This window comes from Plastoroseomonas arctica (assembly GCF_018128965.1).
Taxonomy (GTDB): Bacteria; Pseudomonadota; Alphaproteobacteria; order Acetobacterales; family Acetobacteraceae; genus Plastoroseomonas; species Plastoroseomonas arctica.
The window spans coordinates 1-17,124 of the sequence record NZ_JAAEDH010000005.1 but is presented as its reverse complement, the minus strand read 5'-3'; the positions used below and the strand labels follow the sequence as shown (position 1 = coordinate 17,124).

Here is a 17,124-nt window from a genome sequence, read left to right as displayed (position 1 = left end):
GACGCATGACGATCGCTTCCTGAGGACCCCGCATGCCCGCCACACCGCCGCGCGCCACCGCGCGCCTGCAATTCCACGCCGGCTTCACCCTGCACGATGCGGTGCCGCTGGTGCCGTATTTCGCGCGCCTCGGGATCAGCCACCTCTACGCCTCGCCGCTGCTCACCGCGCGTCCCGGCTCGACGCATGGCTACGACATCGTGGACCATTCGCGGATCAACCCCGAGCTCGGCGGCGAGCCGGCGCTGGAGCGACTGGTGCAGGCCCTGCATGCGCACGAGATGGGCCTCATCCTCGACATCGTGCCCAACCACATGGGTGTCGGCGGCAGCGACAATGCCTGGTGGCTCGACGTTCTCGAATGGGGCCGCCAGAGCGCCTATGCCGGCTTCTTCGACATCGACTGGAACCCGCCCGACGCCAGCCTGCGCAATCGCCTCCTGGCGCCGTTCCTCGGCGCGCCCTATGGCGCCGCACTCGCCTCGGGCGACCTTGCGATGCGCTTCGACGCCGCGGCGGGCAAGCTGTTCATCGGCTATTTCGAGCACCGTTTCCCGCTGCACCCGCCGCACATCGCGGGCATGCTGCGCCTCGCGGCCAACCCCGCCCTCGCGCCGGCGATCGACGCCTTCGCCGCCATCCCGGCCGGCGAACGTGGCCGGGCGCTTGCGCGCGACGCCGAGGCTGTCCTCGCCGGCATCGCCGCCACGCCGCCGGGCGCACTTGCCATCGCGCAGGTTCTCGCGGCCTTCGCGCCCGACCAGGAGGCCGGCCGCGCCCGGCTACACCGCCTTCTTGAGCGCCAGCACTATCGCCTCGCCTGGTGGCGCACCGCGACCGACGAGATCAACTGGCGCCGCTTCTTCGACGTCAACGCGCTCGCCGGCTTGCGGGTCGAGCGACCCGAGGTCTACGACGCCACCCACGAATTGATCGAGCGGCTCTATGCCGAGGGCAGCATCGATGGCTTGCGCATCGACCATGTCGATGGCCTGGCAGATCCGCGTCGCTACCTGCGCAAGCTCCGCCGCCGAATGCAGGCGCTGCGGCCGGACCTCGAGCCGCTGATCTGGGTTGAGAAGATCCTGGCCCCCTTCGAGGCGCTGCGCCCCGACTGGCAGACCGACGGTACCACCGGCTACGACTTCATGGACCGCGCCGCCGCGGTGCTGCACGACCCGGCCGGCGAGGCGCCGCTCACCACGCTCTGGTCCGAGACCACCGGCCGCCCCGCCGCCTTCGAGGCCGAGGCGGTCGCCGCGCGCCGGCAGATCCTGCGCGACAATCTCGCCAGCGAGCTCAACGCCGCGGCGGTCATGCTCAAGCGCGTGGCCGATCAGGACCTGGTCACGCGCGACGTGACGCTGACGGCGCTGCGCCGCGTGCTCGCCGAAGTGCTCGCGCATTTCCCAGTCTATCGTCTCTACATCACGCCCGCCGGCCGCGACGAGGAGGATCGGCGCATCCTCACCTGGGCGCTCGCCGGCGCGCGCCGGGCGCTCCGCGCCAAGGACCAGCCGCTGCTGGAGCTGCTCGATACTTGGCTGGGCGGCGAGGCGCCGCGCGGGCTGCCGCAGGCGCAGCGCCGCGCCCGCCTGGCTGCGGCCGTCCGGTTCCAGCAGCTCTCCGCGCCCACCGCCGCGAAAAGCGTGGAGGACACCGGCTTCTACCGCTACGGCCGCCTGATCAGCCGCAACGAGGTGGGCAGCGAGCCGTCCCGCTTCGCCATGACGCCCACGGCGTTTCACGCCATCAACCGCAACCGGGCGCAGCAGCTGCCACAGGCGCTGCTGGCGACGGCCACGCATGACCACAAGCGCGGCGAGGATGCGCGCGCGCGCCTCGCGGTGCTATCCGAGCTGCCCGAGGAATGGGCGACCGCGCTCACGCGCTGGACGCGGCTCAACGCGCCGCTGAAGCGCGAGGCGGGCGGCGCGCCGGCGCCCGATGCCGCGGATGAGGCGATGCTCTACCAGACGCTGCTCGGCGCGTGGCCACCGGGGCTGGACGCCTCGGACGTGGAGGGCACCGCGGAACTGCGCACTCGCGTCGCCGCCTGGCAGGAGAAGGCGCTGCGTGAGGCCAAGCGCCACAGCGAATGGGCGGTGCCGGACGAGGCCTACGAACAGGCCTGCACCGGCTTCCTCGACCATCTCTTCGACCCCTCGCGACAAGCCCCCGTGCTCGGCGAGATCGCTGCCCTCGCGGAGCGCCTGTCGCCGGCGGGCGCGATCAACGGCCTGGCACAGCTGCTGCTGCGCTGCACCGCGCCTGGCGTTCCGGACCTCTATCAGGGCACCGAATTGTGGGATTTCAGCCTGGTGGACCCCGACAACCGAAGGCCTGTGGATTTCCCGCTTCGGGAACGAAGCCTGGCGGACGGCACCCCGCCGGCGCAACTGCTGAACCACTGGCGCGACGGTCGCGTCAAGCAGGCCATCCTGCACCGAGCACTGCTGCACCGAGCGCGGCATCCGGCGCTCTATGCCGAAGGCAGCTACGAGCCGCTCGCCGTCGAGGGTCCCATGGCGGGCCATGTGCTCGCCTTCGGCCGGCGCCTGGGCAAGCAGCGGAGCGTCACGGTCGTGACACGCCTTGCCGCGCGGCTGGTCGAACAGCGTCCTCACGTCGCGCCTGAACTCTGGGCGGAAACCAAACTCGTCCTGCCGCGTCACTACCTCGGGATAATGCGAGATTCGCTTTTGCAAGAAGCCGCGCCCAGCGCACCGTCGATCCGGATCGGCGATCTGTTGCGGCACTTGCCCGTCGCATTGCTGGAGGGTGAATGAATCGCGTTGTGGTGGTTTCGAACAGGGTGCCTGCGGCCCCGCGCGGTAGCCAGCAAGCGGGCGGGCTTGCCGTAGCGCTCGACGCAATGATGGGCCGCCGTGGCGGTCTTTGGTTTGGGTGGAGTGGCGAGGTTACCAGCGCCGGGCGCAATGCCCCTGTGATCAAGCGCGATGGAGCGGTGGAATACGCGACGATTGATCTCACCGAGGTCGAGCATCGCGGCTACTATGCTGGGTATTCCAACGATGTGCTGTGGCCGATGCTGCACAACCTGCCGCAGCTCATGCATTTCCGCAGGTCGGATTACGATTGCTACATGCGTGTCAACCGCCGTTTCGCCGATCATTTGGTACCGATGCTTCGGCCCGATGATGCGATCTGGGTGCATGACTACCAGTTGATGGCGCTGCCGGGCGCGCTGCGCGCCCGCGGCGTGACCAACAACGCCGGTTTTTTCCTGCATGTGCCGTTTCCCGCGCCCGAGGCGGTCGCTGCGGCGCCGGGCATCAAGCGCGTGCTGCGTGAGCTGATGGGCTCCGACCTGCTCGGATTCCAGACCCGCACCGACCGTGACAATTTTGCCGCGACGGCAGCGCTGCTGCTGCGCGCGGAGCGTTTCGACGCCGAGCATATCTCGCTCGACGGGCATGCCGTTCAGCTCGGCGTCTTTCCGGTGGAGATCGCGGCCGAGGAATTCGCGCAGACCGCGGCGGCGCAGGTCCAGCTTCCGCCCTCGCGTCGGCTGGCAACGTCGCTCGGCGGAAGAGCGCTGCTGCTCGGCATCGATCGGATGGATCCGACCAAGGGACTTCCCGAGCGGCTTGACGCCTATGGACGCCTGCTCGCGCGCCGGCCGCCGCGCAGCACCACGATGCTGAACATCGCCGCGCCCTCGCGCGAGGACGTTCCCGCATACCGCACCCTGCGCCATGACCTGGAAACGGCCGCGGGCGCCATCAACAGCGCCTTCGGGGAGCCGGATTGGACACCGTTGCGACTGATCGCCAAGGCGCAGGGGCGTGACACCTTGGCCGGGTTCATGCGCCTTGCGCGCGTAGGCGTCGTCACGCCGATCCGCGATGGCATGAACCTGGTGGCAAAGGAGTTCATCGCCGCCCAAGATCCTGCGGACCCCGGCGTCTTGATCCTCTCTCTCTTTGCCGGAGCCGCCGCCCAGCTGGGGTCGGCTCTGCTGGTCAATCCGCACGACGTCGAGAGCATGGCGGATGCGATGCAGCAGGCGCTCGATATGCCGCCTGGCGAACGTCGAGAGCGCTGGAAGCTGGCCTGGAACGCCATTCGTGGCGCGACGCCCGAAGAATGGGGCGAGTCCTTCATGCACGTGCTGACCGACAACCGACTTGCCGCCATGCCGGTGGTCGGTCGCGCGTGATGCGGGTGTAGGATAGTATCGGTCGGCCAGTTTGGGTCGATCTGGCGCGAGCGCGGCTCGCCGGCCTATGGCCCTGGGGCTATCGTGCTCAAGGACTGAGGTCTGCATCTTTTTTTTGGCCCGCCCACCCCACCGGAATGGCTCGTCCAGCGCGGGTGGCGTTATCTGCTGCTGTAGCCGTCCGCCCAAGACATACGGCGCCAAAAGGGTCAGGCGCAGCAGGCGCGAACCATGGAACAAGTGCATCTTCTCGGCCGCCGACAGGCTCCGCCATCGGATGGCGGAGAACCGTCCTTCGCACCTTCCGACGACGATCCCGCGAAGTGAACTGCACCTGAGCAACGACAGGGCTCATCGGTCGTCTAGATTCCCTAAGCCGACGCAACCTTCGCAGCAGGAACGACATGGACGCGCGCTATCGCTTCGGAATCGAGGAAGAATACTTTTTGGCAGACGCCGTCACCCGCGACACGCCTCAACACACGCAGGCCTACCACGATGCGCTTCGCGCGCGCATTCCTTCAGCGGAACGCGAACTGCTGGCGGCCCAGGTCGAGGTCGCCACCTCGCCCTCCGACAACCCTGCCGCAGCCCGCGCGCAACTGATGGAACTGCGCGCCGGGCTGGCCGAGATCGGGAAGGAACACGGGCTGCTTGTCCTGGCCTCGGGTACGCAGCCGCTGGCGCGCTGGGCCAGGCAGCGCCAGACAAAGAAGCAACGCTATGACCGCCTGATGCAGCAGATGCAGATGCTCGGGCAGCGCAATGTGGTCTGTGGCATGCACGTTCATGTCGAGGTGCCGCGGCCGTCGGAGCGTGTCGATCTCATGAACCGCATGCTGCCGTTCACCCCGCTGCTGATGGCGCTGTCCGCCTCTTCGCCATTCTGGCAGGGCCGCGACACGGGGCTCGCTGCCTATCGCCTTTCCGTCTGGGGCGAGATGCCGCGCACCGGGCTGCCCGACCTCTTTGAAGACGAGGCCGATTACGAGCGCTACGTCGCGGCGATGACGCGCTCGGGCGCGATCACCGATGCCAGCTTCCTGTGGTGGACACTGCGGCCCTCCGTTAGATACCCCACGCTGGAATTGCGTGTCGCCGACAGCTGCACCAGGCTCGACGACACGATGGCGATCGCCGCCTTGTATCGCTGCCTCGTGCGGCTGCTCGATCGTTCACCGTCGCTGAACCGTGGGCAATCCGGTGCCGCACGGGCGATCACCGCGGAGAACCTTTGGCGCGCGCAGCGCGACGGTATCCGCGCCGCGTTCCTGGACACCGACGGCGGCACGGTTCCGTTCCGAGTGGGGCTCGACAGCATCCTTTCGCTAGTCGGGGAGGATGCGGCGGCGCTGGGATGCGAGGCCGACCTGGATTGGCTGCGCACGCTGGCGGAGACAGGCACGAGTTCGGACCGGCAGCTCGCCATTTTTGCCGGTGCGCGCGGCAACGCCCGGCAAGCTCTGTCGGCCACCGTCGACTGGATCGCAGCAGCGACGGCCGGTACCGCGCGCTGAGGCGAAGTGAGTGCGTCGCGCACCGACGCGAGAAGGCGGGAGATGCGGGAACACGGTCGCGCTGGCAAGCGGATCCTGGGGTTACGCAGGTCGTTGCAGACCACTCATTCGAGGGCATACCGCAAGTACATCAGCCCCCGCGTCTCGTTGAAATCCGCCGTCCGCTCGAAGCGCAGCAACCCGCCCACGCGGATCTGCTGGTTGATCCGGTATTCCAGGTCGCCGCGCACGCTCGCGACGACGCCGGACTGGGATTGCGAGGGGTATTGCGTGACCAGCGTGCCGTCGCTGCGCGCCGCCCCCTCGAGCCTGCCCTGCAGGGCCGCATTGCCCGGGAAATACGGCGCCGCATCCTCGCGGAAGGAGGCGAAGCCGAGGCTCGCGCCCAGCCGCCAGGTCAGGTCGCCGCTGCGGCCACGCCAGTCCAGCGGCACCGTCAGCGCCGTGTAGCTCTGCGGGCTGAAATAGCCGCCGTGGCCCAGCGTGAAGAAGCGCAAATTCCGCTGGTAGCCGAAATGCGCGATGTCGACGCCGGTGGTGAGCTCGCTCTCCTCGTCGCGCCACACCCGATAGCCCAGGCCGGCACCCGCCTCGTAACGCGTGTTGTCCTGCACGCCCTGGCCGCTGAAGGAGGAATAGCCGCCGCCGGCGTAGAGGGTCACCGGACCCTGCCCGTATTCCAGCTGCGCCCGCCCGCCAGTGCGGATCACGCCGCCGAAATCCCGCCCCGACTGCGTATCGCGGATGCCGGCCCAGGACAGCAGGCTGTCGGTCACCGCGCGGCGCTCGGCAAGCGCACGGATGCGCAGGTTGCTGCCGATCGCCGGCGAGATCTCGATGCCGCCCACGAATTCGGTTCGCGGAAAGCCGATCGGGGTGGTGCCGGCATCGATCACCAGACCCTCGCGGCGGTACTGCACGCCGAAGCCCACGCCCTCGGCCGAATTGCTGCGCGGTGCGGTGCCGCCGCCAGGCCCGGCGAGCGCGTTGCCGCCATAGCGGCGCAGCGTGTTCGGGTCGCGCTCCAAGCTGCCGGCATCGGCGAGGACCGGCGTTGCACGAACGCTGACATCGCCGCCGGCGAGGGGACCACGCGCCTCGATGCCGGCGGAGATCTCCGTCAGGCGGTCGAGACCGGTCGTGCCTGAGCGCGCCCGCACATTGGGTTCGGCGGCGAAGGTGACCCGGCTGCTATCCTGTACCGCGGCCAGCTCGCGCGCGATTTCAGCCCCGATCGGATCGCGTGTGGGCAGCACCGGGCTGAACGCGCCCGAGCGCGGCCGGAACGGGTTGCCGCTGTCGCTGAACGCCACGCTGGTGACGCCGCGCGCGTCGCCCCCTGTCGCCGCACGGCGCTGCTCGGTCGCGAGTTCCAGCGCCTGCGTCGCGCGCCGCGGGTCGCCCGAGGCCCGCGCCACACGCGCCTCCATGATCGAGACCCGCGCCTCGGAGGGCGCGAGCACGCGCGCCTCGGCGACCAGCGCCTCGGCGCGGCGGAGGTCGCGCGACTGGATCGCCGCGTCGATCGCGACCTGGCGCGCATCGAGGTTGCGCGGATCGCGCGCCAATACGGTCTCGGCCACCTGCGCCGCCTCGACCGGGCGGCGGGCACCTTGATACAGGCGCGCGAGCGCGGCGTTGGCGGCGGGGTCGTTCGGGTTCTGCGTCAGCACCGGGCGCAGCGCGTCGAAGCCGCCGGCCTGGTCGCCGGCACGGTTCAGCCGGTCCGCATTGCGGATCGCCGCACCGGTCTGCAGCCCTTCCGCCTGGCGTCGGTCATCGGCACTCGCGCGCGGGTCGCGGGCGACCTCGCGCCCGAGGGCGAGCGCCTGCTGGTCGAGCCCCGCCTCCAGCATCGCACCGGCCAGCGTCAGCCGCGCGGCGGTGGACAGGCCCCCGCGACTGGCCGCGATGGCGACGCGATACGCCTCATCGGCGCCGCGCGAATCATTGGCGCGGCCGAAGGCGCGGATCACGGCGGCGGCCTGTGCGCCGGAGGGGTCCTGGCGCGCGGCGATGGCAAGCAGGCGCTGGCGCGCGACGAACAGGCTGCCGCCGGCGAGGTCATTCGCGGCGGCATCCACCTCGGCATTGCCACGCGATCGCGCAACGAGGCGCGCCATGTCGGCGGTGCGCGCCCCGGGCGGGATGCGGGCGATGAGCGTCGCGGCGTCCTCGCTGCGCCCCTCGGCCTCGGCATAGAGGGCGGCGGCGAACAGCGTCTCGGCGCCGCCGCGGTCGAGCCGCTCCTCCATCAGGGCGCGGGCCTCGGCGCCGCGGCCCTGGCGCAGCAACAGCCGCGCGAGGTCGAGGCGTCCCCAGGGATCGTTGGGATTGGCGGCGATCGCGGCGCGCAGCAGCGCCATCGCCGTCTCGGGGTCGCTGGCGCGCGCGGCCTGGGCGCGCTGCGCGGCACCCGGCACCGCCGCAATCTCGCCCGGCGGACTGCGCGGGATCTGGCGCGCGACCTCGTCGGCCTCGGCGCCGCGATTCTGGGCGCGCAGCGCGCGGGAAAGGCCGGTGGCGGCCTCGACCTGGCCGGCGCGCGATTGCAGGGCGGCGCGGTACTGGGCCTCGGCCTGGGCATTGTCGCCACGGCGCAGCAGGATGTCGCCCAGCAGCGTCTGCGCTTCGGATCGGTCAGTCACGTCCCGGCGGATCGCGGCCTGCAGCAGCGTCTCCGCGCCGGTCATCTGCCCGGTGCGCATCTGGCGCCGTGCTTCCTCGATGTCGATGCCATAGGCCGCGCCGTCGAAGGCGCGCTGCCAACGCGGCGCGCCGACCGGGTCCGCGGCCATCGCGCGGCCGAGCAGGTCCCGCGCATCGCGTGCCCTCCCCTCGCGCAGACGCGCGACGCCGAGGCCGCCGAGCGCATCGGCGTCATTGGGGTTGCGCGCCAACGCCTGTTCGAAGGCGCTGACCGCATCGCGGGTGCGGCTGCCCTCGAGCCGCTCGAAGCCCAGGCGCCGGGCCTCCGCCGCCGCATCGTCGCGCCGCCGCCCGGGGTCGCGCGTGGCGGCGAGGAGCTCCGCGATCACCGGGTCGTTCGGCGCAATGGCGAGAAACGCCTCCATCTCGCGCTGCGCCTCGGGGATCGGGCCGGTCCAGATCAACGCCTGGCGCCACGCCTGGAGCAGCGCCGGCTCGGGCGGGCGCTGCTGTGCGAGCAGGCGCAGGCGCTCGATACCCTGGCTGCGGGTGTCCGGCGTCCAGCTCAGCGCCTGGGCATAAGCGAGCTGAGCGCGGACGTCGTTGGGCCGCCGCCGCACCTGCTCGGCAAGGCCCGCCATACCCTCCCGGCGGCCATCGGGCGTACCCGCAAGGGTCGAGTACACCTCCACCGCGAAGCCGTCCGGCGGCACCCCGTCGCCGAAGATCCGGCGATAGGCGCGCGCGGCATCGGCGGTGCGGCCGGCCTGGCCAAGGCGGCGTGCCTCGGCGAGCTGCTCGGGTCCGGCGGCGGCGGTGCGCAGCGCACCCTCGGTCTGCGCCAGCAGCGGGTCGCTGCGCTGGATGGTGGCGCGCAGCCGCGCGGTCAGCGCCTCGGCGGCCTCACGATTGCCCAGCGCCGCTTCGGCCTGCGCCGCACCAGCGAGGGCCGCGCCATTGTCTGGCTGCACGTCCAGGACCCGGCGGAAGCTGCGCAGCGCCACGTCGAAGCGACTTTGCCGCAGCCAGAACTCGCCCTGCTGCACCAGCGCGCGGATCGGGTCCACCCCCGGGCCGGCGGCCGGCTGGGCCAAGCCCGGTGTGGCCGCGATGCCCGCCAGCAGCGCCAAGCCGGCGGAGTTGAGTATGCGCATCACAGCCCCCGAAGACGTCGCGCCGATCGCCGGCGGAGTGACCAGTACAGGACCGCGCCGAGCAGGAAGGCGCTGACGGTGCCGATCAGCACCAGCAGGCTCCAGCGCCCTTCGAGCGCGTGTTGCGGCCATAGCCAGAGGGGGAGCTGGCCGACCGTGTAGTTCTGGCCCGTGCGAAAGGATTCGAGCTGGGTGCCGTGCAGCAGGATCAGGTCGCCCTGGATCTGGTCCTGCCGGTCGGGGTCGGCGAGCGCCTCGCTCATCGCCAGCACCGCGCCCGGCGTGCCGCCGCCGATCGCGATCACCGAGCGCCCGGGCGTGACCGGACTTTCGAATCCGGCGACGAAGCCCAGCCGGTCCGGCGCCATCCCGAGCAGGATGGCGGCGCGGTCGCGGGCACCCGGACGCTGTTCGGGCTGCAGCAGGCGACGGTTGGCAGGCAGGCCCTCCGGCAGATCGAGCGTCAGCCGATTGCCGTCGAGCCGGACCGGCGCATTGCCCATCAGCTCGGCGAAGGCGGGCTGACGGCCGAGCGTGCCGATCAGGATGATGTCCTTCTCCCGCGCCTGCGCCACCTGACCGGGGCGCAGCACCGTCAGCCCCGAGGCCGACACGCCGACGCGGGCCGAGAGCCGCCCGACCAGGTTGAGGAAGGCCGAGACCTCCGCCTGGGTCGCCTGCTCGGGCATGATCACGGCCGTCTCGGAAAGGTCCGCCATGCGCGTGAAGGGAAAGCCCGAGGAGCCGAAGAAGGCCAGGTTCGGCAGCACCGCAAAACGATGCGCGCCGGAGATGTCGATCGAGCTCTGCGGGTCGATCGCGGTGCGGACGTCGCCGGGGATGCCCGCGCAATCGCCGCGGTTGAGTGGCCGCATGTCGAAGCGCAGCTGGACCTCGTTGTCGCCGTAGATGAGCCAGGGCGGCAGACTCGCGCTCGCCGTATTCGCGGAGTCGGCGAAGCCGATCCAGCGCAACGCGACATCGATCGGCCAGGGCGCATCCTGGTCGCGCAGCGGCAGCGAGCGCACGTAGCGGTCCGAGACCGAGACATCCAGGCGCGAGACGGCGAGGTCGATGACCGGCGCCGGCGGGTTGCGATAGCGGATGTCGAGGCGCGGCGCTTGGCTGCGCCAATAGTAGAGGTCCGGCGCCGTGCGCAGCGGGATGGTGACCGCGCCCGGCGCATAGCCGGTGGATTGCAGGTCCTCGGGGGCCACGATCTCACCGAACCGCACGGCTCGGTCCGGCCGCAGCCAGCGCGGCGCGTCATAGGGCTGCCGCCGCGTCGGGGCGGGGCTTTCAATCCGCGCCGATGTGCCCGACAGTCCGACGTGGCCGGCGGCGAGCCCGAGTGCCGCCTGCGCCGCCTCCTGCGGAGTGCGCCCGGCGAGGACCAGCAACTGGCCCTCGGGATCGTTCGGATTGGGCAGCAGCAGGATGGTGGGCCCGTCGAGGCGCGGCAACGGCAGGCCCATGCTCGCATCGGGACCCGCCACCATCACCACCGCATGGCCCGTCGCGGGCGGCGCGGCGGAGACCGGGAAGCTCGCACCCCGGTAATCTGCCTTCACGGCGAACCAGGATGCCGCGATGGCGGCGGCGCGCAGCGTCTCGGGCGCGGCATTCTCCGGCAGCACGAAGGGCAGCGTCAGCTGCGTGCGCAGCGCACGGGCATCGAAGAAGGGTTCGGGGAGCCGGGCGAGGTTGGGCGTCATCGGCAACCGCGCGATGGTCAGCTGCAACGCGCTCTGCTCGTTGACCGTGGCCCAGAGCAGGCCCGAGAGCGGGTCGTTGCATTCGGCCGAATAGCGGCCGGCGAAGCGGAAGTTGAGCCGGTTCAGCTCGGTGAAGGTGGTGGGGTCGAGCGGAAAGGTCAGCGGGCCGAAGGCAGGCCGCTCGCGCTCCGGCTGGATCGTGCCGACGAACTGGTCGTTGAGCGTGACGACAATCTGGCTGGTCCCCGGGACCAGGGCGGGCGACATCGCGCCGCCCAGCGTCAGCGTCGCCTCGGTCACCACTTCATTCGCGCGGATGCCGAACAACACGCCTTGCAGGTCGGAGATGCTGCGCAGCTGCATCGGCCCGCGCAGCCCGAGCTGGCGGAGCGTGAGGGTCACCTGTCGCGTCCGGACCGAGGCCGCGCCGGGCTGTACCGCCGGATCGGGCGCCGGCGCGAGGGATGCGGGGCCGGTGAACGGCCCGGGTGTCGCCACGGGCAGTGCCGGCGCTGCACCGGCAGCCGGTGGTGCCTGCCCGGCGCCCGGCAACGGCACGTCCAGCACCGGCGCGGGCGGCAGCGACATGGGCGGGAGCGAAAGCTGCTGGCCCGCGCGGGGCTGCGCGAGTGCCGGCCCCGACAGCAGGGCGAAGGCCAGCAGGATGGCGGAAAGCTTGACCGGCGCCAGCACCTCGGAGCGCCGCCCGGGGGCGATCCCGGCCTCCGATGACGCGCGACGACGCGGTCGCAGCCGAAGGCCGGCGAAGACCGAGGTCATGCTGAGCAGCATGTTGCGGATGGAGTTGAGCGGCCGGTCGCGCCGGTAGGAATCCCAGCCGACCCAGGCGTCCGCGCGGCCCATCACCACCTGGGTGATATGCGCCTCGTCCACTAGGTCGCGCGGCGTGAAGCGGACCCGCACGAGCCCCTGCACAGTCACGTGGAACCGGCTGGGCACGCTGATCTCCTCGCCACAGGCGGTGATCAAGCAGGTGATCGGCTCCTCCGCGGTCAGTGCCGCGGCGGATGCCGGCGAGTCCGCCGCGAATGACACGCCGCCGAGCGAGACATCCTGCGTGTGGCCCTCGATGCGGATGCCGTTGGCGAGCACCAGGGTTGCCGGCAGCACCGCATCGATCCGCGCCTGGCGACGGATCTGCTTGCGCTCGCGCCCGACTGCGATGCCGGCCAGGACCGGGACCAGACACAGCAGCGCCCAGGCCCCGTTCAGCAGGTAGGCCTGGAATTCAAGACTGTCCGGCGGGTTGCTGAGCAGGCCGCGCACGCCGCTCGCCACGCCAATGGCGAGCAGCACGGCCAGCACCACGGTCGGCCAGATCGCCTTCCAGTCGTAGTGGCTCTCGGACAGCAGGCCGCCCTTGTCGGTCACGTTGAACTTGCCCTTGCGCGGGTTGATGAGCGTGGCGATCGTGACCGGCAGCAGCCACAGCGCCAGCACAACCTCGTAGACCTCGCTCCAGAGCGAATGGCGCACATTGCCGGTGACGCGCGTCGCGGTGAACAGCACGTGGCCGATATGCCCGCCGGCATAGGCGAGGATCGCGATCGGCGCGGCGGCGATGACGGAATGCCCGAGAAGCAGGAAGGCCAGCGGCGAGGTGAGGAACACCAGCCGCGGCACGGCGAAGGCGAAGTGGAACATCGCCGAGAAGTAGCAGATGCGCTGGGCCGGGCTGAGCCCGCTCACGATCAGCGGGTTCTCGATGCGCGAGATCTGCAGCATTCCGCGCGCCCAGCGCATACGCTGGCCGATATGCAGGATCAGCCGTTCCGTCGCGAGACCCGCGGCGAGCGGCATGCGCAGGTAGGCCGTGTTCCAACCCAGCCGCTGCATGCGCAGCGAGAGGTGGCAATCCTCGGTCACCGTCTCGGTCGGCACGCCGCCGGCCTGCACCAGGGCCGTACGCCGGATCACCGCGCAGGACCCGCAGAAGAATGTCGCGTTCCATAGGTCGTTGCCCGGCTGTACCGCGCCGTAGAACATCAGCCCCTCATTGGGCACGCCATGGCCGCCGGCGAGGTTCCGCTCGAACGGATCGGGCGAATAGAAATGGTGCGGGGTCTGCACCATCGCGAGCTTGCGGTCGCGCAGCAGCCAGCCAAGCGAGAATTGCAGGAAGGCGCGCGTCGGCACGTGGTCGCAATCGAAGATGGCGATGAACTCGCCCTGGGTGAGGGCGACGGCGTGGTTGATGTTGCCCGCCTTCGCGCCGCGATTGTCGGGGCGGATGACATAGCCGCAGCCCACCGCCTGCGCGAAGGCGCGGAAATCAGGGCGCCGGCCATCGTCGAGGATGTAGACGTTCAGCTTCTCCGGCGGCCAGTCCATTGCGAGCGCGGCATAGACCGTGGGCCGGACGATATCGAGGCTCTCATTGTAGCTCGGGATGTAGACGTCGACGGTGGGCCAGTCGGCCGGATCGCGCGGCAGCGGCACGGGCTTGCGCTGCAGCGGCCACAGCGTCTGGAAGTAGCCGAGCAGCAGCGCGAGGCCCGCATAGAGCTCGGCCAGCAGCAGGCCGACCATGAAGAATGCCTGCCAGAAGCTCTCGAACTCCATCGTGTCGGAGACGCGCCAGAACAGATAGCGCGCGGTGACCGCAACCGAGAGCCCGGCCAGGAACAGCGTCGCCGGACGCCCCGGCACGCGCAGAACCACGGCCATGACGAGGATGGTGCCGCCGGTCAGCCAGAGCTGCTCCACCGGCTCGAGAGGCACGGTGACGAAGATGAACAGGGCGCAGAGGCCGATCAGCAGCGCCGGCAGCGCCAGCACCTTGCGACGGAACGGCCTGATGGCAACGCCTTCCCTCATGGCCGGCCCCAGCTCGCGGGGTCGAGCAGCCGGGGCAGCGGCGCGGGCTCCGCGACCGGTGGCGGCGCCTTGGGCAAGGCGGCGGCCAGGGCCTGCGCGATCTGCCGGATGTCCCGCGCCGCCGTCGAGTCCGGGGCGAAGTCGAGCAGCAGGCGCTGATGCGCGAGCGCCTCGCTCATGGCGGGGTCCCGCAGCACGGCGCCGAGGAGGCGCGAACCAAGATGGGCCGCCACAGATTCCGCGGCGCTCACGCTGAGGCGAGAGGCTGGATCGACCTGGTTGAGCACGAAGCGGGCGCGCGAGGCGACGAGGTTGGCCAAGGTCCCCTGGCCGAGGAAGGCGCCGCTTTCGACCTGCGGCAGCAGCGCGGTGCTCGCCGCATCCGCCAACAGGATGACGACGACGAGGGCCGCCATCGGCAGGATCGCCGCCATCGCCTGCGAGGCACCAGGTGGTGTGTCGGCAAGCAGGATCAGCTCCGGATCGGCGAGAAGGCGCCGCACGGGGTCTGCCAACAGTGCGGGATTTGACGCGAGGCTGGCGTTGATCTGGAGAGCCTGGTGCATGTCCGCGCTGCCATGCGGCAGCAGGGCGGGCCCGGCCGTGGTCTGGCGCACCGCGCTCAGGGGGTCTCCACCCGAGGCGGTCCAAAACCCGGCGGTGTCATGCAGCGCGACACCGAAATGCAGCCGCAGCGCATTCTGCGGGTCGAGATCGAGCACGACGACGCGGTGGCCCGCGCGTGCCAGGGCATGGGCGACGTTCGCGGTGAGTGTCGTCTTCCCCACGCCGCCCTTGGGCGAACTCATGCAAACGAGTGGCATGCCTCAGGCCCGCGCCGGGTCGCGCGCGCGAAGCCATGCGGCCGTGTCCCCTAGGCTGGTGGTGGTGCTGGATGGCGAGCCGCCCAACGCAGCCCGGAGCAGAGGAAATCCGTCTGTCGGCACAACGGCGCGCGAGACGGGCGCCGCCGCCGGGGCGGCGACAGGGATCCGAGCGGCGGCCGGCGGAGTCCAGTCGATTGACAGCGCCATCATCGTCTCCGGCGCGGCGGCAGGTGAAGGTGCGACGCGCGCTTCGTTGTCAGGAGAAGCGGGCATCGGCTCGGCAGACGACGCAAATGACAACTGCTCAGCCTTCGGCGCTAGCCGAATGGGGCCATTGCCGAAGTGGATGTAGGGGAATTTCGGTGAGCCCATCCGAGTAGCGAGGCGCCCGACATCCGTGTCACCTGGGTACATAACATCCTCACACCTGGATCATAGCGCGTCCCACGCGGGCAAGTCTCTGAAATCAGACGCATGGCAGCTGCGTTGTTCAGCACGTTGTCGAGCGAATGCAGAACCGTCGATGTGCCTGTGCCGATACGAATGGATCAGCGCCGTACAAGGTTGAGGTCAACCGCAGCGACGCCCGCCAGTAGTCCTAGCATTGAGGCGTAATAATCCTCGGTAATCAACTGATTCGGTGTCTGAAAACTTCCCTGGCCCTGGGCAACGGCCTCGATCAGGCGGGCGATGGCACGCACGCCCGAGGAGGCCGGGTATGGCGCCACCTCTGCGGTGCGGAGATCGACCCAAGCGGGTGGTGCCGTGTTGGCGCCTGTGCTGCTCCAGAACCTCCTGGCCGCGGTGTTCGCGGGGGCGTCGTGATGGCGTCCCCAGGCGAGCAGAAGGGGGATCCGCACGGCGTCGAAGCCGAAGCGCGGCGGCCGGTTGTCGGCGAGTTGCAATCGCCCGGTGGCGCGATGCACCGAGAGCCAGTCAGGCGGCAGGGCCCATGTGCCGAATCGACCGCGATCGAGGATCTGCAGGGCGTTGCGTTCCAGCCGTGACCAACGGGGGTCGGGGGCGATCGCGGCGAGGGCCTGGAAGGCGGGGAACACGAAGTAGGAGGGATTGATCGTGACATGGGTGGTCGTGCTGAATCCCTGCGCACCGGGCAGGAGAAGGACGGAGTCGCCCAGGGTGACAGTGCAGACCCCCAGAATCGCCCGGGCGATCTGGGCGGCAGAATCGCGGTAGGACGCGCTGTCCCACCGCGCGGCTGCCCTCACCAGTGCCAAGGCGATGTAAAGGTCGCCATCGGTCGCGTTGTTCGGGTCATCGACGGCGGCACCTGGCCGGAAGCGCCATGAGTGCAGCCCATCGGGGCGACGGAGGGTCTGCGTGGTCCAGGACCAGATTCGGTCGAAGGCTTCGCGGTCATCATTGGCCGCGGCGACGAGCATGCCCCAGCCCTGGCCTTCGCTGTGTGAAACGCCGCCATTGCCGGTATCGAGGATTCGGCCATCGGGTTGAAGGAACCGCGCCTTGAAGGTTGACCAGGGCGGAGTGGTTGCGGATGCCTGACGTGAAAGGAACGCTCCGGCAAGCGCGGCGCCCGGCAAGAGCCTGCGCTGGATGTCGGCTGCGATGGTCCGTTGCGTCATTGTCCAGAACCATTCGAAAACCATCGATGCAGCAGTATGCATCGAATTCGTTGTGATTTCCTCATCAACCAGCTTTGTGGCCGATAGGAGCAGAGTTCCCCGTGCAGCGTTTCGGGAGGGTCGAGGTTCCGGGGCGGCCAGTTCTCGGCAAAAAACGAAAGTTGAGCTCACTCATATGCGTTGAGTCGCTCTACGAAGGTGTCAGAATGGTAAATCGAACACAAACCTTTCCTATTTCGTTCGTGCGGGATGCCTAGCACATCCTGGTGACAGTTTTGCTAACGCTAAACGTGAAGCATGAATGGCGGTGACTAGAAGGCTCGGGGCCAGATTGGCGTCGGTAAAATACAGCCAAGCGTCATACAAGAGGAGATCTGCGTACAAATATTAAGATGGTCAGTATCGACCACTCAACGAGATATGAAATAACCCTCGACGAGGAAACATACGTTGTTGACGCAGGCGCCTGCATGGGTGAATCGAAACGACCACCCATCCTGCTGCATTGCTGCGTGCCGGCAGTGCCGATGTTGCTGCGGTCTTTCTGAGTTCGATCAAGCTGGATGCGGGGACAGGATTTGAACCTGTGACCTTCAGGTTATGAGCCTGACGAGCTACCGGGCTGCTCCACCCCGCG

At 69.7% G+C, this 17,124-nt stretch carries 7 protein-coding genes and 1 tRNA gene; 3 read left to right on the top strand and 5 right to left on the bottom strand.

The features are described from left to right. Positions 1 to 32: 32 nt before the first annotated feature. From treY to GXW79_RS06015, 3 genes are all read left to right on the top strand, one after another. Positions 33 to 2,789, top strand: a complete 2,757-nt coding sequence (gene treY / locus GXW79_RS06025; protein WP_211873451.1) for a malto-oligosyltrehalose synthase — start codon at positions 33 to 35, stop codon at positions 2,787 to 2,789. Continuing rightward, positions 2,786 to 4,183 carry an alpha,alpha-trehalose-phosphate synthase (UDP-forming) gene (locus GXW79_RS06020; RefSeq protein ID WP_211873450.1) on the top strand — a complete coding sequence of 466 codons (1,398 nt, stop codon included), beginning with the start codon at positions 2,786 to 2,788 and terminating at the stop codon, positions 4,181 to 4,183. Before treY ends, GXW79_RS06020 begins: the two co-directional genes overlap by 4 nt. A 404-nt stretch (positions 4,184 to 4,587) precedes the next feature. Continuing rightward, entirely contained in the window at positions 4,588 to 5,700 is a 1,113-nt protein-coding gene (locus GXW79_RS06015) for a carboxylate-amine ligase (protein WP_211873449.1), read from the top strand. A 104-nt stretch (positions 5,701 to 5,804) separates the two neighbouring features. Here GXW79_RS06015 and GXW79_RS06010 read toward each other — a convergent pair whose 3' ends face one another. The 5 genes from GXW79_RS06010 to GXW79_RS05990 all read right to left on the bottom strand — a co-directional run bounded on the left by GXW79_RS06010 (position 5,805) and on the right by GXW79_RS05990 (position 17,124). Then, complete coding sequence (locus GXW79_RS06010) at positions 5,805 to 9,503, bottom strand: cellulose biosynthesis protein BcsC (protein ID WP_211873448.1); 3,699 nt, start codon at positions 9,501 to 9,503, stop codon at positions 5,805 to 5,807. Further along, positions 9,503 to 14,056 carry a UDP-forming cellulose synthase catalytic subunit gene (gene bcsA, locus GXW79_RS06005; protein WP_211873447.1) on the bottom strand — a complete coding sequence of 1,518 codons (4,554 nt, stop codon included), beginning with the start codon at positions 14,054 to 14,056 and terminating at the stop codon, positions 9,503 to 9,505. Before bcsA ends, GXW79_RS06010 begins: the two co-directional genes overlap by 1 nt. After that, entirely contained in the window at positions 14,053 to 14,880 is an 828-nt protein-coding gene (gene bcsQ / locus GXW79_RS06000) for a cellulose biosynthesis protein BcsQ (RefSeq protein ID WP_211873446.1), read from the bottom strand. Before bcsQ ends, bcsA begins: the two co-directional genes overlap by 4 nt. Before the next feature lie 551 nt (positions 14,881 to 15,431). Beyond that, positions 15,432 to 16,487, bottom strand: a complete 1,056-nt coding sequence (locus GXW79_RS05995) for a glycosyl hydrolase family 8 (RefSeq protein WP_211873445.1) — start codon at positions 16,485 to 16,487, stop codon at positions 15,432 to 15,434. A 560-nt stretch (positions 16,488 to 17,047) separates the two neighbouring features. Continuing rightward, a tRNA-Met gene (locus GXW79_RS05990) sits at positions 17,048 to 17,124 on the bottom strand.

Bases quoted from the DNA above. Each gene is read 5' to 3' on its own strand.
- GXW79_RS06020 (WP_211873450.1), top strand. From the start codon at position 2,786: ATGAATCGCGTTGTGGTGGTTTCGAACAGGGTGCCTGCGGCCCCGCGC.
- bcsA (WP_211873447.1), bottom strand. From the start codon at position 14,056: ATGAGGGAAGGCGTTGCCATCAGGCCGTTCCGTCGCAAGGTGCTGGCG.
- GXW79_RS06010 (WP_211873448.1), bottom strand. From the start codon at position 9,503: ATGCGCATACTCAACTCCGCCGGCTTGGCGCTGCTGGCGGGCATCGCG.
- GXW79_RS05995 (WP_211873445.1), bottom strand. From the start codon at position 16,487: ATGACGCAACGGACCATCGCAGCCGACATCCAGCGCAGGCTCTTGCCG.
- treY (WP_211873451.1), top strand. From the start codon at position 33: ATGCCCGCCACACCGCCGCGCGCCACCGCGCGCCTGCAATTCCACGCC.
- GXW79_RS06015 (WP_211873449.1), top strand. From the start codon at position 4,588: ATGGACGCGCGCTATCGCTTCGGAATCGAGGAAGAATACTTTTTGGCA.
- bcsQ (WP_211873446.1), bottom strand. From the start codon at position 14,880: ATGCCACTCGTTTGCATGAGTTCGCCCAAGGGCGGCGTGGGGAAGACG.